This is a genomic window from Kitasatospora sp. NPDC041988 (assembly GCF_055588525.1).
Window position 1 is genome coordinate 274,855 of sequence record NZ_JBVJCO010000002.1, and the last position, 19,371, is coordinate 294,225.

Here is a 19,371-nt window from a genome sequence, read left to right on the forward strand (position 1 = left end):
CTCGTGCCATGACCACCGCAACGCTCTCCCCGCTCCGAGACCGTCTCGGTCTGCCCGACACCTCCGGCCGCACCCGGCTGGTCGGCGCCCACCTGATCGACAGCCTCGGCACCGGACTGATCCTCGCCTTCACCCTCGTCTACTTCGCCCGCACCACCGGCCTGGCCGTCGCCGCCGTCGGCGCCGCCGTCACCGCCGCCCGGCTGCTCGCCCTGCCCACCGCGATCGGCGTCGGCCCGCTGATCGACCGGTACGGCGCCCGCGTGGTGGCCGCCGGCGGCAACGCGCTCTCCGCGGTCGCGTTCGGAGGCTTCCTGCTCGCCCAGCAGATCTGGCAGATCGTGCTGGTCTGCCTGCTCGCGCAGATCGGCCACGTCGCGTACTGGACCTCCAGCACCGGCCTGGTGGTGCTCGCCTCCGCCGAGGGGGAGCGCACCCGCTGGTTCGCGCTGGTGCAGACGCTGCGCAACACCGGGATGGGCCTCGGCGGGGCGCTCGGCGCCGTCCTGGTGGCCGGCGACGGCACCGGGGGGCTGCGGCTGCTGGTGGTGCTCAACGCGGCCAGCTACGTCATCGCGACGGCCCTGCTCGTCACCTGGCGGCCCGCGCCCGCACCCGCGCCGCCGCGGGGCGAGGAGCGGACGAAGGAGACCGGCGGCTACCGCGTGGTGCTGCGCGACCGCCGGTACCTGCTGCTGGTCGCCGTCAACCTCACCTTCGTCTTCGGCTCGATGATCCTCAGCATGCTGCTCGCCGTCTACCTCACCGAGGGCCTGCACCGCGAAGCCTGGGTGGCCGGCTCGCTGCTGGTGCTCAACGGCGTCCAGGTCGTGCTCACCGGGAACGTCGTGGCCGGGCGGCTGGAGCGGTTCCGGCCGACCAGGGTGCTCGCCGCCGCCTCGCTCCTCAACGCCCTCGCCTTCGGGGCCTTCGCCCTCGTCGCCGCCGCCCCCGGCTGGGCCGTCCTCGCCGGGCTCTACGTCGCGATGTTCCTCTACAACATCGCCGAGACCATGGCCACCCCCTTCCGCGAGGAGCTCAGCGTCTCGCTCGCCGACCCCGCCCGGCGCGGCCGCTACCTCGCCGTCTACCAACTCTCCTGGAACCTCGGCCAGGCCGTCGCCCCCGCCCTGCTCACCCTCCTCCTCGGCCGCGGCGCCGCCTGGCCCTGGCTGTTCCTGCTGGTGCTGAGCCTGGCCGCGGTGCCCGGACTGCTGCGCCTGGAACGCCTCCGCTGACGGACTGTTGTTTGTCGGTGCCAAGTGGCAGACTGCGCCCGACGGCCGGGGGGCTGCGCGAGGTGCGGAGGTTGACGGGATGAGCATGACTCAGGCAGGCGGGGGTGCCACGGTGCGGCGCCTGCTGCTGGGCTCCCAGTTGCGCAGGCTGCGGGAGGCCAGGGGCGTCAGCCGGGAGGAGGCCGGCTACTCGATCCGCGCCTCGGAGTCGAAGATCAGCCGCATGGAGCTCGGCCGGGTCGGCTTCAAGGAGCGCGACGTCGCCGACCTGCTCACCCTGTACGGCGTCGAGGCCGAACAGGAGCGGGCCTCCGTCCTCGGCCTCGTCCGCGACGCCAACGCGACGTCCTGGTGGCACGCGTACGGCGACGTGCTGCCCGGCTGGTTCCAGACCTACCTCGGGCTGGAGGAGGCCGCCTCCGACATCCGCAGCTACGAGGTCCAGTTCGTCCACGGGCTGCTGCAGACCGCCGACTACGCGCGGGCCGTGATCACGCACGGCGGGCACGTCACCGAGCCGGGCGAGGTCGAGCGGCGGGTCGAGGTCCGGCTGAGGCGCCAGCAGGTGCTCACCGCCGAGCGGGCACCGCGGCTGCTCGCCGTCCTGGACGAGGCCGCGCTGCGCCGCCCCTGGGGCGGGCCGGAGTTGATGCGGGCCCAGATCGACCGCCTGCTGGAGCTGACCGACCTGCCCAACGTGGTGGTCCAGGTGATGCCGCTGGGGTTTGGGGGGCTGCGGGCGGAGGGCGGCGCCTTCTCCGTGCTCAGCTTCGCCGAGCCGGAGCTCGCGGACGTCGTCTACCTGGAGCAGTTCACCACCGCGCTGTACCTGGACAAGCCCGCCGAGGTGGCCGAGTACGCGGGCGCGATGGGCGGCCTCGCGGCGGACGGACTCTCCCCCGATCGGACACGGGAACTTCTCCGCTCCGTACGCCAAGAGCTTTGAAGCATAAGTACGATGAGGCCCGATCAGATCTGATCGAGGAAGGCCCGCGTCTTCCCGAATCGGCATGAGAGGGACCAGATGTCGTACCTTTCCGACTTGGCGCTGCAGTACATCGACGGCGAGTGGCGGGCCGGCAGCGGCTCCTGGGACATCGTCGACGTCGACCCCTACACCGGCGACAAGCTCGCCGGCATCACCGTCGCCACCGTCGAGGAGGTCGACCAGGCCTACCGGGCCGCCGAGCGGGCGCAGAAGGAGTGGGCCGCCACCAACCCCTACACCCGCCGGCTGGTCTTCGAACGCGCACTGCGCATCATCGAGGAGCGCGAGCAGGAGATCACCGAGGCGATCACGGCCGAGCTGGGCGGCACCGCCCTCAAGGCCGGGTTCGAACTCGCCCTCACCAAGGACATGCTGCGCGAGTCGATGCAGCTCTCGCTGCGCGCCGAGGGCCGGCTGCTGCCCTCGCCGGTGGAGGGCAAGGAGAACCGCCTCTACCGCCTGCCGGTCGGCGTGGTCGGCGTGATCAGCCCGTTCAATTTCCCGCTGTTCCTGTCGCTGAAGGCCGTCGCCCCGGCGCTGGCGCTCGGCAACGGCGTCGTGCTCAAGCCGCACCAGGAGACCCCGATCGTCGGCGGCACCCTCATCGCCAAGATCTTCGAGGAGGCGGGCCTGCCCGCGGGCCTGCTCAACGTCGTCGTCACCGACATCGCCGAGATCGGCGACGCCTTCATCGAACACCCGGTGCCCAAGGTGATCTCCTTCACCGGCTCCGACAAGGTCGGCCGGCACGTCGCCACCGTCGCCGCCTCGCACTTCAAGCGGACCGTGCTCGAACTCGGCGGCAACAGTGCACTGATCGTCCTCGACGACGCCGACCTCGACTACGCCGTGGACGCCGCCGTGTTCAGCCGCTTCGCCCACCAGGGCCAGGTCTGCATGGCCGCCAACCGGGTGCTGGTCGACCGCAGCGTGGCCGACGAGTTCACCGAGAAGTTCGTCGCCAAGGTCGCCACCCTGCGGGTCGGCGACCCCAGGGACCCGGCCACCCAGATCGGCCCGCTGATCAACCCCGTCCAGGCCGACGCCATCACCGCCCAGGTCGACCAGGCGATCGCCGCCGGCGCCACCGCCCTGCTGCGCGGCGAGACCGACGGCAGCCTGATGGCCCCCGTCGTGCTCGGCGACCTGCCGGCCGGCGCGCCTATCCTCCAGCGCGAACTCTTCGGCCCCGTCGTCCTGGTGGTGCCCTTCGACGGTGAGGACGAGGCCGTCCGGCTCGCCAACGACACCCCCTTCGGCCTCAGCGGCGCCGTCCACACCGCGGACGTCGAGCGCGGCGTGCGGGTGGCGCAGCGGATCGAGACCGGCATGGTCCACGTCAACGACGGCACCATTGCCGACGAGCCCGTCGTGCCCTTCGGCGGCGAGAAGAACTCCGGCGTGGGCCGGCTGAACGGCGACGCCACGGTGGACGCCTTCACCACGGTGAAGTGGATCTCCATCCAGCACGGGCGCAGCCGCTTCCCGTTCTGACGCCTCGACGCGGCGGAGCCCCCGGTACGGCGGAGCCCTCCAGCGCGGCGGAGCCCCCTGCCGTCTGCCGGGGGCTCCGCCGCCGTCTGCCGCGGTGTGCGTCGCAGCGCCGGCTCAGGCGGCCGGGCAGCGGATCAGGTCCTCGGTGGCGAGGTCGAAGGCGAAAGGCGCCGGAATCGGCACCCGGTCGCCGAACCTGCCGGTCCACCTCGGCGCGTACGCCAGCAGCCGGGCGTGCCGTTCGGAGCCACGGGACCCGGTCATGCCGCCATCCTCTCACCGCCGGGGTCGTTCTCCCGGGGTCCGGCCGGACGACGGCAGCCCCGGACCGCCGATGCGGTCCGGGGCTGCCGTCGTGCTCAGCGGGCTCAGAACACCGGCTGGCCGGCGCGGACGAGCCGCCACGACTCGCCGGCGAAGTCGGCCGGGTCGATGACGCCCTTGGCCTTCACCCAGGCGATCATCGCGTTGCGGATCTCGTCGGAGTTGGCCCACACCATCTGGGCCTTCGCGACGTGCGGGAAGTTGCCGCCGCCGTTGGCGCGGTAGTTGTTGACGGCCAGCACGAACTGGGCGGCCGGGTCGATCGGCTTGCCGTCGAACGACAGGTTGACGATCCGCGAGCCGACCGGCTGCGAGATGTCGATGTCGTACGAGACGCCGTACACCGCGTCGTAGTTGTAGTCCGGCGTGGTCTGCGCGTTGGTCAGGGCGTCCTTGTCGATCGGCGCGCCGGGGGCGACCTGGGCGTAGTACTTCGCCGAGTACTCCAGGTAGTCCTTGATCTGGGCGCCCGTCAGGATGCGGGCCTCCAGGGTGTTCTCGTAGATGTACAGCCCCGCGGCGTCCCGCAGCTTGACCTGCCCGGCCGGGATCAGGGCGGTGCGGTTGAACGGCGCGGCCTGCGCCAGCACCGGAAGCTTGGCGTACTGGCCGCCGGACAGCGCCTCCCGCACGACGTCGGCCTGGACACGGCCGATCAGGTCGATGATCGGGGTGTCCCTGAACCGGGCCTCGGCGATCGACAGCTCGGCCTTGCACGTGCCGATCGGCTGGTTGACGTACGCGACGACCTTCTTGTGCTGGTCCGCCAGCGCGTTCGCGATCTCCGGGTCCTCCGGCACCGTGTTGGAGTTCAGCACCCGGGAGGAGAGCGAGACCAGCTTCCACGCGCCCCGGTCGAACTCCACCTCGAAGTCGAAGCAGGTCAGCCGCTGGCCCCAGCAGAGCGGCTCGGAGAGCACCACCGTCTTGCCGGTCTGCTTGTTGACGATCAGCCGCTGCGCCACCTCCTTGTGGGTGTGGCCCACCAGCACCGCGTCGATGTCCGGGACGGTCTCGGCCATCTCGCCCGAGGCGTCCTCCGGCCAGGGCAGCTGGTCGCCGTACGTGGTCGGCTCGTCGATGCCGGAGTGGGCGGACACCACGATGATGTCGGCGCCCGCGGCCTTCATCCGGGGGACGTACTTCTTCGCCATCTCCACGATGCCGGGGAAGACCATCTTGCCGGCGACGTTGGCCTTGTCCCAGATCGCGATGCCGGGGTTGGTCAGACCGAGGATGCCCACCTTCAGGGGCCGCCCGCCGCCCAGGTGCAGCTCCTTGATGACGAACGGCTTGAAGGCGGGCTTCTCGTCCTTCGCGTGCAGCGCGTTGGCACCCAGCAGCGGGAAGTCCAACTGCTCCTCGAAAGCCCGCAGGGTGGGGATGCCGTAGTTGAACTCGTGGTTGCCGAGCGCTGCCGCGTCGTACTCCATGAGGTTCATGGCGAGCGCCATCGGGTGCTCGGGGGCGGTGTCCGCGTCGGTGGCGATCGGCTCCACGCGGGCGAAGTAGTAGGTCAGCTGGGTGCCCTGGATGATGTCGCCCGCGTCGATGAGCAGGCAGCGGTCCCAGCCCTTCTCCTCACGGACCTGCTTGGCCAGGCTGGAGATCTTGGCGAGGCCGACCTCGTTGTGCGCCTTGTCGGCGTACACCGCGTCGGTGAAGTAGTCCCAGTTCAGCACCCGGCCGTGCAGGTCGGTGGTGCCCATGACGGTGAAGGCCTGCTTCTTGGCCGGCTTGCCCTTGGCGCGGGCGTCGTCCGGACCGGCCGCCGCGGCGGGGGAGGCGGCGGCGAGCGTGACGCCACCGGCGAGGGCGGCGCCGGCGGCGGTGGCGGCGGACCGGGTGACGAAGTCACGGCGGTTCAGGGGCATGGACGACTCTCCCGGGTGGGGACTGCGGACGGACCGTCAATAGTGTGGTGACGCGCGTAGAGGTACGCGCGTAGAAGTTTGCCGCGCGGCCTCGCGGATTGATAGCCCCGGGACGTTTCCAGCAGGTGAGATCTTGGCGACTCGTTCGTGACACGGCCGGGCGGATGCCGCAGGGTACGGCCGGACCCGAAGAGCGCGGCCGGGCGGGCGCCGCAGGGTACGGCCGGACCGGAAGAGCGGCGCCGCGGGGTACGGAAGTGCTCGCCCGGAAAACACGCCACCCGCCACGCCGTGCGGGCACGGCGGGCGGGTGGAATGGCTGCCCGAAAGGAGAGGACCAGCGTCCTAGATGTAGCCCTCGCGCACGGCGTGGGCGACGGCGTGCGCCCGGTTGCGCAACTGCAGCCGGGTGGTCAGGCCGTGCAGCACGTTCTTGACGGTGCGCTCGGAGTACGACAACCGGGCCGCGATCTCCCCGGTGTCCCAGCCCTCGGCGACCAGCCGCAGCACATCCGACTCGCGCTCCGACAGCCCCGCCGGCGCGTGCCCCGGCATCCCCTGGACGCTCCGCTGCAACCGGCCCACCTGGCTGATCAGCCGGCCCAGCAGGTCGGCCGGCAGATCACCGTCGCCGCGCGCCGCGGCGAGCACCGCCCGCCCCAGCCGCTCGGCGGTCGCCTCCCGCCGCCAGAGGATCGCGGCCACCCCGCACTCCACCGCCTCCAGCAGCTCGGCCTCGCGCATCCGCTCGACGACCAGCACCACCTTCTGGTCGGCGCCGCGCACCAGCCGGCGCAGCGTCGCCACCACGGCGGCGTCCGCCGACTCGGCGAGCAGCACGGTGACGGCGCCGGGCGCCCCCGCGTCGTCCGCCACCAGCTCCAGGCCCGGGTGGCGGCGCAGCTGCGCCTCCGCACCGGCCCGCGAGATCGGGTCCGCGGCCCGCACCACCACGCCGGTACGGACGCCGCCGGCCGGGGAGGCGGCGGGCGCGGGGGCGTGGCGGGCGGGCGCGGGGCGCTGGGACGGGACGGTGCGCGGCATCGTCGTCGCGGGCACCCGCCGGGCCGTGCCGCGGTGGTCGGGCTCGGTGTGCAGGACAGTCAATCTGGCCCCCTCCTGGAGAATCCCGGCCCGCCACCCGGACGACCGGTATGCGGCGCCTGAGGGCGTTGCATGGACTCGACCGGACGGGGGGCCGTGCGGTGACGCGTCCCGGGGCAGCGGTGCCCCCGGGTACCCGGAGCGGCGTGCCCGAGTTGACTCCCATGCTTTCCCGCCGTGGGCGGCCCCGGCCATCGTGGTCCACCACGAGATCGGGCCGCCCGGCGGCCCCGGCACCTCGGCACGGCACCCCGGCGCCATCCGCGCAGCAGGGCACCACCGCCCCGGCACCACCGCCCCGGCACGATGGCAACGCCCCTGGCGGCGGGCCGGAGGTAGGGTGCGGAGCGGTACCGGACGGCCGGTTGGACGGACAAGGTTGTACGGACAACCAGGGGCCGCGCCGGGCCCGGGGCGGGCCCCGCCGTACCCGCCCGGACGGGGTGCGACGAGAATCACATCACTAGCCCAGGCGTTGACACACCGTCAAGCCGTTTCCCCGGATGAGGGCGAAGAGTGCCCGACCGGCCACGCCGGAAGGAACCACGGGGAGGGGAAGCAGATGAGGACCGTCAGGATCCGCCGACCGCAGCAGGCCGCCCGCGCGCCCCTCACGGCCCGCGACCCCCAGCTGGACCGGATCGCCGCCCTCGCCGACCGCGCCCGGACCGGCGCCGGAGGCGTCCTGCTGCTCACCGGCGCCGCCGGCACCGGCCGCAGCACCCTGCTCGCCGAGGCCGCCCGCCGCGCGGCCGCCGAGGGCACCACCGTGCTCTGGGCCCGCTGCTCGGCCGACGAGGCCGGCACCCCGTACGCGGCCGCCCGCCAGCTGTTCGAGACCGGCCCCGAGGCCGGCCCGGTCCGCGCCGAACGCCTCGACCGCGCCGACCGTTCCGACCCGTCCGGATGGGCCGGACAGACCATCAGGACAGGCCGGACGGACCAGCCCGACCGGCCCGAAGAGCCCGCAGCCGCCGACCTCTGGGCCCTGCTGCGCCTGCACGCCGCCCACAGCCCCGTCCTGCTCGCCGTCGACGACATCCACCACGCCGACCGCCCCTCCCGCGACTGGCTGCTCCAGGTCGCCCGCCGGATCGACCGCCTGCCCGTCCTCCTCCTCGCCACCGAACGCCGCCAGTCCGTCCTCGGCACGCCGCACACCCGCTTCGTCCGCGACCTGCCCCCCGGACTGGCCGAGACCGCCCCGCTCGGCCCCCTCGACACCTCCGCCACCACCCGGCTCGCCGAACACCACCTCGGCCCCGGCACCCCCACCGCCCTCACCGCCGACTGCGTCCGCGCCACCGGCGGCAACCCCCTGCTCCTCACCGCCCTCCTCACCGACCTGCACCACCACCCCGACCGACCCGCCCCGCCGGCCCTCCCCGACACCTGCGCCCGGCTGCCCGGCGACGCCTTCCCCGAAGCCGTCGAGGCCTGGCTGCGCAGCGGCGGCGACCGCGCCCTCAGCGCCGCCCGCGTCATCGCCCGGATGCACGAACACCCCGCCGCCCGCACCGCACCACTGCCCGGCGCCGGCCACAGCGACCCCACGCCCATGCTCGCCGAACTCGCCGACGCCGACCCCGACCAGCTCGCCGGCTGGCTCGCCGACCTCACCACCCAGGGCCTGCTCGACGACCCCGGCCCCGGCCACTGGCCCCGATTCACCCACCCGCTGCTGGCCGACGCCGTCCTCACCGGACACGAACCCGGCCACCGCGCCCACGTCCACCGCGCCGCCGCCGCCTTCCTGCACCGCGCCGGCGCCCCCGACGAACGCGTCGCCGGACACCTGCTCTTCACCCCCGCCCCCGGCCCCCGCTGGGCCGCCGACACCCTGCGCTGCGCCGCCCGCAAAGCCGCCGACGCCGACCGCCCCGCCGACGCCGTCACCCTGCTGCGCCGCGTCCTCGCCGAACCGCTCGGCGACCGCCGGCGCGGCCTGGTCCTCACCGAACTCGGCAGCCTGGAGGTGACCCTCGGCCCGGACGAGCGCACCGCCGGCGTCCGCCACCTCGCCGAGGCCGTCCACCTCCAGCAGTCCGACGAGGGCGTCTTCCGCACCGCCAACACGCTCGGCGCCGTCCTCGCCGCCCGCGGCGACACCCCCGCCGCGCTGGAGCTGATGGAGGAACTGGCCGAGCGCTTCGCCGACCGGGACGACCTCGTCCACGCCGTGCAGGCCGCCGCCGCCCTGATCGCCGCGCACGACGGGAAGAGCTGGCTCCAGATCGTCGAGGGCGTCCGACGGTTCGCCGCCCGCAGCACCCAGCGGCCCGCGCCGCCCGCGTACGCGCTGCTCACCGAGTTCGACTCGACCAGCGGGGTGCTGGCCGCCACCGAGGTCGCCGGGCGGATCCGGGAGCTGCTCGACGCCCCGGTCGACCCGCTCTGCCGCTCCTACGTCCTGGTCTCCGCGGCCACCCTGGCCCAGTGGGCCGACCTGCTCCCCGAGGCAGACCGGCTGGTGGAGCGCGGCCTCGCCGCGTACCGAGGGCCCTCGCTGGACCCGGGCTACCAGTGCCTGCTGAGCGTCCGAGCCGAGGCGCGGGTGATGCGGGGGGAGTACCAGGCGCTGCTGGACGACCTCGCCCTCACCGGCCCGGCGCCGTCCGGGGGCGCGCACCCCGGGGCGCGCGAGCTCGGTGAGGCCGTCGGCCGGACGCCGCAGGTCAGGCCGGAGTGGCCCGAGTGGCCGGAGCGGTCGGAGCGGTCGGAGCGGCCGGAGCGCCAGGAGCGGTCGGTCTGGTCCTGGTGGTGCGGCACCCCACCGGAGAACGGGCCCGCCACCGGCCCCGACGGCCACGGGCCGGACCGGCACGCACACGACCCCCACCGACAGCACCGGCACGGAACGGACGGAGCCGCCGGCACCGAGGCCGCCCGCGCCCGCTACGCCGGACTGCTCGGCCAGCAGAACGCCCACCTGGTCGCCCAGGCCGTCCTCGCCCTCACCGAGACCGGCCGGTACTGGCAGGCCCATGGCCTGGCCCGCGCCGTCGCCGCCGACCGCGCCCAGGGCTCCTGGGAGTGGAACGAGTACCTGTACGCCCGCGGCATGCTCCGCCTCGCCACCGGCGAGCCCGCCGAGGCCCTCGCCGACCTGATGGAATGCGGACGCCGACAGGACGAACGGCAGGTCCTGAGCCCGATCGTCACCCCCTGGCGGTCCGCCGCCGCCGACTGCCACACCCTACTCGGCGAACCCGGCCCCGCCGTCGCCCTCGCCGAGGAGGAGCTGCGGCTCGCCCGCGTCTGGGGCACCCCGCGCACCGTCGGCCGCGCCCTGCGCGCCCTCGCCGCCGCCACCGGCGGCCGACACGGGCTCGACCTCGCCGCCGAGTCCGTCGAACTCCTGCGCGGCGCCGAGATCGAGACCGAACTGATCCCCGCGCTGATCACCTACGGCCGGCTGCTCGCCGACGGCGGCCGGCGCGGCGCCGGCCGCCGGGCCCTGCGCGAGGCCGCCGTCCGCGCCGAACAACTCGGCGCCGTCCGGCTGCGGACGGTCGCGGTGGAGTCGCTGCGCGCCTCCGGCGCCCGGCTCGGCCGCGGCGAGCACGCCGGGGCCGAGGCACTGACCGACAGCGAGCTGCGGATCTGCCGGCTGGCGGCCGCCGGGAACTCCAACGCGGAGATCGCCGCGATGCTGCACCTCGCGCTGCGGACGGTGGAGACGCACCTGACCAACAGCTTCCGCAAGCTCGGCGTCCGGCGCCGGGCGGAGCTGGCGGGGGTGCTGGAGGGCTGAGACGGGCCCGCAGGCTCCACGCCCCGGCTCAGGCCCGCCCCGGGCTCCACACCCCGGCCGATCAGCCGGTCAGGCCCGCCGCCATCAGCTCGACCTCGTGGGCGAGTTCCGCCCCCGCGTCGCCCGCATCCGTCCGCCACGGCTCCCACGTCCGGGCCCGCAGGTAGCCGTCCACCGCCACCGGCAGCCGCCGGCCGACCACCAGCTCGGTGGACGGCCGCGGCCCGAGCTCCGCCAGCCGGTCCAGCAGCCCCTCCAGCACCGCGTCCAGCTTCGCCCGGTCCTGCGGCCGAGGCACGCCCCGCAGGTAGACCCGCAGCTCGTCCAGCTCCTCCCAGCCCCGCGGGGGCTGCGGCCGGCCCGGACCGCCCGCACCGGCCTGCCCGCCGGTGCCGCCCTGCCCGCCCGACGTGCCCGTGCCGCCCCGTCCACCCTGCCTGCCCTGTCCGCCCTGTCCGCCCGGCCCTCCCGGCCAGAGCAGCACCCCCGCGCCGTACAACGCGGCCACGATCCCCGGCCACCACGCACCGCCCAGCCCCGCGAAGTGCAGCCCCAGCCCGCCCGCACCGGCCGCGCAACCGACCAGGTTCCGGGTCGACTCCAGGTACCCCAGCACCCGCCGCCCGCCCGAACCCCCGCCACCCCCACGGCCGTTGGAACCGCCAGGCCCATCAGCCCCACCGGGACCGGGACCAGGACCAGGACCAGGACCAGGACCGGGGCCGATGGGACCGGGGCCGGTACCGCTACTGGTACCCACGGATCTCCTCGAACGCCCCGTCCAGAGAACCCGTCCCGTCGAACAACTTGCCCCCGGTCAGATCCGCGATCCCCTGCAACTGCCCCTTCGCCGCATCACCGAACAGGATCGGGAACACCGGCACCGCCTTCTGCGACGACGAGAGCCCGTTGTAGAAGTCCTTGAAATCCCGGTCCGACGCACCCTCGTTGCTCTCGCCGTCCGTCATCACCACGATCGACGTGAACCGGTCATCCTTGGCATCGGCCTGCTGCCGCTCGATCAGCTTGTACGCCTCCTCCACCGAGCTGTACACCGCCGTACCGCCATCCGCCGACAGCGCCTGCACATCCGCGTTGATCGACGCAAGCTCCTGCTGCGAATCGGTCGCCGGCACCGCATGCGTCTTCGCCGACTTCACCTTCGATGCGAAAGACATCAGCGTCACCTCCTCACGGTTGCGGAACCGCCGCACCCCCCGCGTGTCATCCACCCCCGTCAACCGCCCCAACGCCTTCTTCAACGACGCCAACCGGTCACCCGCCATCGAACCCGACGTGTCCAGCACATACACCGTCCGCGACGGGCGCCGTAGCTCGTTCTGGTACGACGCGAGCAGCCCATCCGCCACCGACTTCGAACCAGGGAACGGCAGTTCACGCCGCCGGTCGGCCGGCAACGACGACGCAGGCGCCGCACCCGCCGCCACCGGACGGCGCAACGTCAGCTCCGAAATCCGCTTCTGCACATCATCCTTCAGCAGATACGCCGTCAACCGCTGGAACGAATCCCGCTCACGCTGCGCCGACGAACCGAGCAGCGTCAACGGATAGTCCGCCGACACCACCCCATCCGTCGGCCGCACCACCGTCAACCGCTGCCCCTCCGACAGCGTCCTGTTCATCGACAACAGCACCGACTCGTAGTTCACCAGCGCCCCCACCCGGCCCTGCTCCGCCCGGCTGTACGCCTGCGCCAGCCAGCCCGACGAACCCGACGTCAGCTTCTGCCCGGTGAAGAACTTCTTCAGCGACGGCGTCGCCTTCTGCACATCCGCATCGGTGAGCGCCGACTCCGCCCCCGAGAACGCCGACGCCACCGCGACCAGCGCCGAGAAACCCGAATTCGACCGCGACGGATCCGCCATCCCGTACGCCAGCTTGCCGGCCGAGGCCGCGTCCGCCACCTGCGCCCAGCTCACCTTCGAACCGTCGCCCCAGCCGAGCTCGCCGAGCGTCGCCGAACGCACCCCCACCGCCACCGGCGACACCATCACCGGCGTCTCCGACAGCAGCTTCGACCGGCCCGAATCGTCCAACCGCAGATAGTGGTTGGACGGGAACCACACCGCGTCGTACTTGCCGTCCGCCCGCCCCGAGGAGACCGCGTCCGCACCGTCCAGCGAACCCGTCCAGGCGAACTGCACCGTCACCCCGGTCGCCTTCTGCGCCTCCTCCAACACCGGTGCCATGTCCTGAAGTTCACTGCCGGCCAGAATCCGCAGCACACCCGCCTGCGCGGTCGGCGCAGGCGCGTCCGTCGGCCGGGGGGCCGGAGACGAGCCCGATGAGGAGGTGCACGCCGTCGCCACCAGCAGAGCCAGCCCCGCCGCGAGCACCCGGCCGCCGCGCCTGGCCGCGGTCTTCACACGCATCGCCGTCGCCATCCCCCGTCACTTCCCCTTGGCCGCGTTGATCAGTTTGTTCAGGACCGCCACCGTCGGCACCTGCGCCTGCTGCACGCCCGCCGCCGCCAGATCGGGCGCGTAGGCCGGGCCCGGCTTGTTGCGGACGGCCTTGCTGAGCGCCAGCGGGTCGGCCTGCGGACGGAAGCCGTACTTGGCCTCCAGATCACGCAACACCTGGTCGTCCCGCAGCAGTTCGGCGAGCTTCTCGGCCCCCGGCTTCAACGCCACCAGCGTGTGGTCGCTGAACACCGTGGTGTCCGGATAGAGCACCACCAGATCGCCCGCCGAACCACCGGGCGTGGACACGCCCTTCGCGGTCAGCGCCGCCACCTGCGACTCGTACGCCAGCACCGGCCCGTTGCCCACCCCGGACAGGAAGTCCTTGAACGGGCCGTCACTGCTGGTCTTCTGGTCACCCTGCACCGACGTCACCTGTCGGACCACGTCCTTGACCAGGCCCACCCCGGCATCGTCCGACACCACCTGGTGGCCGTTGGCCAGGTACGAGATCGTCGCCAGGTACAGCGCCCCGGAGGAGGAGGTGGACGGGTCGGTGGTGGTGAGGAAGAGCAGGCCCTTCAACTCGTTGTGGCTGCTCGCCCCCTTGAGGTCCTGCCACTTCCGGCCCTCCTGGACGGCCTTCAGATAGGCGTCCATCCTGAGCGTCCAGACCTTGGGATCCGACTCGCTCTGGGCGGCCAGACCGTTGTCCTTGAGGACCTCCGCCATCGACTGGTGGGCCAGCGCCACCAGCGGCGAGTAGAACGGCCGCACCGGCTCGCTCTTGATCTGCCGCTGCTTGCGGATCTCCTCCGCGGGCGACAGGCTGGCCGGGAAGGCGAAGTCGTACCGCGCGAGATCACTCTCCCCCATCAGCCACGAGCCGGTGGTGTCGGTGATGACCTTGAGGCCCTGCTTCTGCAGCTCCGCGATGACATCCGGGTCGGCGAAGAACTCCCGTTTCTCCGAGCCGATCAGACCGGAGATGGTGACGACCTTGCCCGAACCGGGAGGATCGTCATCCGACCAGAGCAGCGCGACCCCCACCCCGGCAAGCAGCGCCAGCGCCGCCAGTACCCCGAACACACGCCTCATGCCGGACGATTCCCCCTCGTCGGATCCCTGCCCGGGCTCCCACCCGGGTGACGAGCGTCCCGCCGGGCCGCGAGCGGCGGCGGAAGTCACGGTGAACCGGGGGTGAACACCCCTTCACGGAATCGCATCGGCGAACGGCTGCCGGCCGCCCGCGCGCACATCTGTCCGAGCATGTGTCAGATTGTTCAACTCGCCTTCCGGCAAAGGTCATCCCCCTGTCCGGACGCACGTCGATGTTACGCGCCGGTAATGCCTACGCTCAGGGGTATGCGCCGAGCAAAAATCGTCTGTACCCTCGGGCCCGCCACCGACTCGTACGACCAGATCAAGTCCCTGGTCGACGCCGGGATGGACATCGCCCGATTCAACCTGAGCCACGGCTCCCACATCGAGCACGAGGAGCGCTACCGCCGGGTCCGCAAGGCCGCGGACGAGACCGGCCGCAGCGTCGGCGTGCTCGCCGACCTTCAAGGCCCGAAGATCCGACTCGACACCTTCGCCGACGGGCCGGTACTTCTCGAACGCGGCGACGAGTTCACCATCTCCACCGACAAGGACGTCGTCGGAGACCAGAACATCTGCGGCACCACCTACGCCGGCCTCGCCGCCGACGTCACCCAGGGCGAGCGGATCCTCGTCGACGACGGCCGGGTCACCCTGGAGGTCGTGAAGGTCGACGGGCCCCTCGTCCGCTGCACCGTGATCGAAGGCGGCCTCGTCTCCGACCACAAGGGCCTCAACCTCCCCGGCGTCGCCGTCTCCGTGCCCGCGCTCAGCGACAAGGACGTCGCCGACCTGCGGTGGGCCCTGCGGACCGGCGCCGACCTCATCGCCCTCTCCTTCGTCCGCAGCGGCCGCGACATCGAGGACGTCCACCGGGTCATGGCGGAGGAAGGACGCTTCGTCCCCGTCATCGCCAAGATCGAGAAGCCGCAGGCGGTCGAGAACCTCGACTCCATCGTCGACGCCTTCGACGGCATCATGGTGGCCCGCGGAGACCTGGGCGTGGAGATGCCCCTCGAACAGGTCCCGATGGTCCAGAAGCGCGCGATCAAACTGGCCAGGCGCAACGCCAAACCCGTCATCGTCGCCACCCAGATGCTCGACTCGATGATCAACGCCTCCCGCCCCACCCGCGCCGAGGCCTCCGACGTCGCCAACGCCGTCCTCGACGGGACGGACGCCGTGATGCTCTCCGGCGAGACCTCCGTCGGCAAGTACCCCGTCGAGACGGTCAAGACCATGGGCCGCATCATCGAGGCGGCCGAAGCGGACATCCTCGCCGCCGGCCTGCCGCCGCTCACGGCCTCCAACAAGCCCCGCACCCAGGGCGGCGCCGTAGCCCGCGCCGCCGCCGAGATCGGCGACTTCCTCGGCGCCAAGTACCTCGTCGCCTTCACCCAGTCCGGCGACACCGCCCGCCGCCTCACCCGCTACCGCTCGCCCATCCCCGTCCTCGCCTTCACCTACGAACCCGCCGTCCGCAGCCAACTCGCCCTCACCTGGGGCGTCGAGACCTTCCTCGGCCCCTTCGCGGCCACCACGGACGAGATGGTCGAACAGGTCGACGCCGCGCTGCTCTCCCTCGGCCGCTGCCGCAAGGGCGACATCGTCGTCATCACCGCCGGCTCCCCGCCCGGCCTCGCCGGCTCCACCAACCTCGTCCGCGTCCACCACGTGGGCACGCTGGACGACTGACACCGCTCCCTGATGGCGGCACGCTCATGGAGCGTGCCGCCATCAGTACTTGGGGCCGATGTGGGTGTCCATGAGGGCGACGGACTCCTTGCGGGCGACGGAGACGTTCACCTGGCCGGTGGGACGGGGGATCGACGCCTTCCACTGGACGCCGACGGCGTCGAGGGTGCTGGTGAAGAGGCGCGTGATGTCGGTGGAGGTGTTGGTGAAGAAGTAGCGCGGGTACTCATAGCGCTTTTTGACGCCGCCGACCGTGCGGGTCGCCCAGTTGGTGATGCGGCAGCCGTCGGAGTGGATGAGGCCCCGGAGGAACTCCCAGGGGTGGGCGTCGACGATCTCCTGCTGCCAGGGTTCCAGGGCTATGAGGCGCTCATGTTTCTTGCCGGGGCCATGCTGGGGGAAGTGGCAGGTCAGGTGATTCGAGTAGACCTTGACGTCGTGGCAGCCGGTACGCCTCACGCGGCAGGGTTTGTTGTTGGGGAGGACCTGGCGGATGGCACGTTCGACGGAGTCGGTGATTCCGGGCCAGTGGTCGTCGCAGGTGATCTGAAGGCTCTGGGTTCTGCGGTAATCGTTGGGAAGCAGGATGTGGCCGTCGCCGAGGTAGAGGCCGAGCAGGTAGGCGTAGGCGGGACGGTCCAGCTCGTCGCCGTAGCAGTGCATGCAGGCGGAGCGCTTGCGGCCGGGGAGCTTGCCGTGTCTGGCGAGATCCTCGTGCTTCCACCAGGAGACCGTGCCGGGAGGGACGCCGAGGCGCCTGGCTACTTCGGCATTGCGGACGCCGCGGCGCAGGAGGTGGACGGCTTGTTCGCGCACAGATGGGGTGGTCATGTGCGCCAGCATGGGAGCCGAGCGGCCGGGCAATGGATGGTTCGCGCATGGACCATCAGATGTGATGAACTTCCCATCACCTGGGAATAAGAGGGAAAATCTGGTGCCGAGTGTGGGATTCGAACCCACACGCCCTTTCGAGCAATCGCTTTTGAGGCGATCGTGTCTGCCCTTCCACCAACCCGGCAAGTTCGCGCCCGTGAAGGATACCCTGCGCACGTTGTCCGGCGCAGCTAGGTACCCTCGTGCATGCAGTACCCCGCCGGAATGAGGAGCCCCGTGAGCACCGCCGACGAGCAGGCCGAGCCGCTTGAGACCGATATGCCCCAGATCACCCGGATTGTGATCGCCGAGGACGAGGCGTTGATCCGTCTCGATCTGAAGGAGATGCTCGAAGAGGAGGGGTACACCGTCGTCGGCGAGGCCGGGGACGGGGCGACGGCGCTCAAGCTGGTCGAGGAGCTGCGGCCGGATCTGGCGATCCTGGACGTGAAGATGCCCGTCCTGGACGGGCTCTCCGCCGCCGAGCAGATCCACGAGGCGCACTTGGCGCCCGTCCTGATGCTGACCGCGTTCTCGCAGCGCGAGCTGGTGGACCGGGCGCGGGACGCGGGCGCGATGGCGTACATCGTGAAGCCGTTCTCCAAGAGCGACCTGGTGCCGGCGATCGAGATGGCCGTCTCCCGGTACACGGAGATGCGGACGCTGGAGGAGGAGATCGCCGATCTCACCCAGCGGCTGGAGACCCGGAAGCTGGTGGACCGGGCGAAGAGTGTCCTGCAGACCAAGTTCGGGTTGAACGAGCCGGCCGCGTTCCGGTGGATCCAGAAGACCTCGATGGACCGTCGCATGACGATGGCCGCGGTTGCGGAGGCCGTGATCGAGGAAGGCGAGGCCCAGGACAAGAAGAAGGCCGACGAGGGCAAGGCCGAGGGCTGAGAAGCACGAGAGGGGCCCCGTCCGGTCGGACGGGGCCCCTCGCCGTGTGCGGGTCGGTCAGTCCTCGCCGAGGTACGCCTTGCGCACGGACTCGTCGTGGAGCAGGTCGGCGCCGGTGCCCTGGAGGACGATCCGGCCGGTCTCCATCACGTATCCCTGGTCGGAGAGCGACAGCGCCGCCTGGGCGTTCTGCTCGACCAGCAGGATCGTCGTGCCGGAGGACTTCAGCTCGACGATGGTCGCCATGATCTTCTGCATCATCAGCGGCGAGAGGCCCATCGACGGCTCGTCCAGCATGAGCAGCTTGGGCTGGGACATCAGTGCCCGTCCCATCGCGAGCATCTGCTGCTCGCCGCCGGACAGCGTGCCCGCGGCCTGCTTCCGGCGCTCGCCGAGGATGGGGAAGAGGCCGTAGGCCCGTTCCACGTCGGCGGCGATGCCGGCGGTGTCGCTGCGCAGGAAGGCGCCGAGGAGCAGGTTCTCCTCGATGGTCATGCGGGGGAAGATGTGCCGGCCTTCGGGGGAGTGGGCGAGGCCGAGGGCGACGATCTTGTGGGCGGGGACGGTGTTCAGCGGCTGCCCGTCGAACACCACCGTCCCGCTGGTGGGCTTGAGGAGCCCGGAGAGGGTGCGCAGGGTGGTGGTCTTGCCGGCGCCGTTGGTGCCGATGAGGGTGGTGACCTCGCCCTGGTTGACGGTGAAGCTGATGCCCTTGACGGCTTCGATCTTGCCGTAGGAGACGCGGAGGTCCTCGACCTCAAGGAGCGCGGTCACTGGTTGTCCTCCGAAGCGGTGGTGCCTTCGAGCGGGGCGCCGAGGTAGGCGGTGATGACGCGTTCGTCGTTCTGGACGGTTTCGCGGTCGCCTTCGACGATCTTCTGGCCCTGGACGAGGACGGCGGTGCGGTCGCAGAGGTTGAAGATGAACCGCATGTCGTGCTCGATGACGAGGATGGAGACGCCGCGGTCGCGGATGGCGAAGACGAGTTCCTCGGCGGCCCTGGTCTCCTGGGGGTTCATGCCGGCGGTGGGCTCGTCGAGGAGGAGCAGGCCGGGGTCGGAGGCGAGGGCGCGGGCGATTTCGAGCTTGCGCTGCTCGCCGTAGGGGAGGTTGCGGGCGAGGTGCTCGGCCTTGTCGGCGAGCCCGGTGAACTCGAGGAGTTCCATGGCGCGGGCGCGGCTCTCGGCTTCGGCGCGGTGGTAGCCGGGGCCGCGGAGGATGGCGGAGAAGAGGCCTTCCTTGGTGCGGCTGTGGCGGCCGACGAGGACGTTTTCCAGGACGGTCATGTTGGCGAAGAGCCGGATGTTCTGGAAGGTGCGGGCGATGCCGGCCTGGGTGACGAGGTGCGGCTTCGGGGGGAGCACGGTGCCCTGGTAGGCGACGCGTCCTTCGGTGGGGACGTAGAGCCCGGTGAGGCAGTTGAAGAAGGTGGTCTTGCCGGCGCCGTTGGGGCCGATGAGACCGATGATCTCGCCTTCGCCGACGGTGAGGGAGACGTTGTTGACGGCGGTGAGGCCGCCGAACCGCATGGTGACGCCGGAGACCTCGAGGAGGGGCTTGGCGACGGCGGGGGTGCTGGGGGCGTCGGTGGTGGTCATCTGGCTGT

The 19,371-nt window shown here is 71.9% G+C and carries 15 protein-coding genes and 1 tRNA gene; 6 read left to right on the top strand and 10 right to left on the bottom strand.

The window, feature by feature from the left end; genetic code table 11:
- The first annotated feature begins 8 nt into the window (after positions 1-8).
- From ACZ6NC_RS04170 to ACZ6NC_RS04180, 3 genes are all read left to right on the top strand, one after another.
- Positions 9-1,238, top strand: a complete 1,230-nt coding sequence (locus tag ACZ6NC_RS04170; protein ID WP_465728761.1) for an MFS transporter — start codon at positions 9-11, stop codon at positions 1,236-1,238.
- A gap of 79 nt (positions 1,239-1,317) precedes the next feature.
- Positions 1,318-2,184: a helix-turn-helix domain-containing protein gene (locus ACZ6NC_RS04175; RefSeq protein WP_465728763.1), complete on the top strand. Its 867-nt coding sequence runs from the start codon at positions 1,318-1,320 to the stop codon at positions 2,182-2,184.
- 78 nt (positions 2,185-2,262) lie between these two features.
- Positions 2,263-3,720 (top strand): aldehyde dehydrogenase family protein, encoded by a 1,458-nt coding sequence (locus ACZ6NC_RS04180; RefSeq protein WP_465728765.1) that lies wholly within the window; start codon positions 2,263-2,265, stop codon positions 3,718-3,720.
- A 114-nt stretch (positions 3,721-3,834) separates the two neighbouring features.
- Here the strand turns inward: ACZ6NC_RS04180 and ACZ6NC_RS04185 are convergent, their stop codons facing one another.
- The 3 genes from ACZ6NC_RS04185 to ACZ6NC_RS04195 form a co-directional block, all read right to left on the bottom strand.
- The gene (locus ACZ6NC_RS04185) at positions 3,835-3,984 is read right to left on the bottom strand and encodes a hypothetical protein (protein WP_465728767.1); all 150 of its coding nucleotides are present in this window, start codon (positions 3,982-3,984) and stop codon (positions 3,835-3,837) included.
- Positions 3,985-4,088: 104 nt separating this feature from the next.
- Complete coding sequence (locus ACZ6NC_RS04190) at positions 4,089-5,918, bottom strand: bifunctional metallophosphatase/5'-nucleotidase (RefSeq protein WP_465728769.1); 1,830 nt, start codon at positions 5,916-5,918, stop codon at positions 4,089-4,091.
- A gap of 345 nt (positions 5,919-6,263) precedes the next feature.
- Positions 6,264-6,962, bottom strand: a complete 699-nt coding sequence (locus ACZ6NC_RS04195) for a helix-turn-helix transcriptional regulator (RefSeq protein ID WP_465728957.1) — start codon at positions 6,960-6,962, stop codon at positions 6,264-6,266.
- 622 nt (positions 6,963-7,584) lie between these two features.
- On the opposite strand from ACZ6NC_RS04195, the gene ACZ6NC_RS04200 reads away from it, so the two are divergent.
- Positions 7,585-10,776, top strand: a complete 3,192-nt coding sequence (locus ACZ6NC_RS04200) for a helix-turn-helix transcriptional regulator (RefSeq protein WP_465728771.1) — start codon at positions 7,585-7,587, stop codon at positions 10,774-10,776.
- A gap of 61 nt (positions 10,777-10,837) precedes the next feature.
- On the opposite strand, the gene ACZ6NC_RS04205 is transcribed toward ACZ6NC_RS04200, so the two are convergent.
- From ACZ6NC_RS04205 to ACZ6NC_RS04215, 3 genes are all read right to left on the bottom strand, one after another.
- Positions 10,838-11,392, bottom strand: coding sequence for a hypothetical protein (locus tag ACZ6NC_RS04205; RefSeq protein ID WP_465728772.1), 555 nt, complete (start codon positions 11,390-11,392; stop codon positions 10,838-10,840).
- Between the two features lie 130 nt (positions 11,393-11,522).
- Positions 11,523-13,169, bottom strand: a complete 1,647-nt coding sequence (locus ACZ6NC_RS04210; RefSeq protein WP_465728773.1) for a VWA domain-containing protein — start codon at positions 13,167-13,169, stop codon at positions 11,523-11,525.
- Positions 13,170-13,187: 18 nt separating this feature from the next.
- Positions 13,188-14,297, bottom strand: coding sequence for a hypothetical protein (locus tag ACZ6NC_RS04215; RefSeq protein WP_465728774.1), 1,110 nt, complete (start codon positions 14,295-14,297; stop codon positions 13,188-13,190).
- Positions 14,298-14,564: 267 nt separating this feature from the next.
- On the opposite strand from ACZ6NC_RS04215, the gene pyk reads away from it, so the two are divergent.
- Positions 14,565-15,995 (top strand): pyruvate kinase, encoded by a 1,431-nt coding sequence (gene pyk, locus ACZ6NC_RS04220; RefSeq protein WP_465728776.1) that lies wholly within the window; start codon positions 14,565-14,567, stop codon positions 15,993-15,995.
- Positions 15,996-16,037: 42 nt separating this feature from the next.
- Here the strand turns inward: pyk and ACZ6NC_RS04225 are convergent, their stop codons facing one another.
- Entirely contained in the window at positions 16,038-16,826 is a 789-nt protein-coding gene (locus ACZ6NC_RS04225; RefSeq protein ID WP_465728778.1) for a transposase, read from the bottom strand.
- A gap of 101 nt (positions 16,827-16,927) precedes the next feature.
- Positions 16,928-17,013 (bottom strand) — tRNA-Leu (locus ACZ6NC_RS04230).
- 62 nt (positions 17,014-17,075) lie between these two features.
- Between ACZ6NC_RS04230 and ACZ6NC_RS04235 the strand changes: the two genes are divergently transcribed.
- A complete protein-coding gene (locus ACZ6NC_RS04235; RefSeq protein ID WP_465728780.1) occupies positions 17,076-17,765 on the top strand; it encodes an ANTAR domain-containing response regulator in 690 nt (229 codons plus the stop codon).
- A 57-nt stretch (positions 17,766-17,822) separates the two neighbouring features.
- Here ACZ6NC_RS04235 and ACZ6NC_RS04240 read toward each other — a convergent pair whose 3' ends face one another.
- Together ACZ6NC_RS04240 and ACZ6NC_RS04245 are read right to left on the bottom strand one after the other, a co-directional pair.
- The gene (locus ACZ6NC_RS04240) at positions 17,823-18,539 is read right to left on the bottom strand and encodes an ABC transporter ATP-binding protein (RefSeq protein WP_465728782.1); all 717 of its coding nucleotides are present in this window, start codon (positions 18,537-18,539) and stop codon (positions 17,823-17,825) included.
- Positions 18,536-19,363 (bottom strand): ABC transporter ATP-binding protein, encoded by an 828-nt coding sequence (locus ACZ6NC_RS04245; RefSeq protein WP_465545815.1) that lies wholly within the window; start codon positions 19,361-19,363, stop codon positions 18,536-18,538. Before ACZ6NC_RS04245 ends, ACZ6NC_RS04240 begins: the two co-directional genes overlap by 4 nt.
- Positions 19,364-19,371 lie beyond the last annotated feature (8 nt).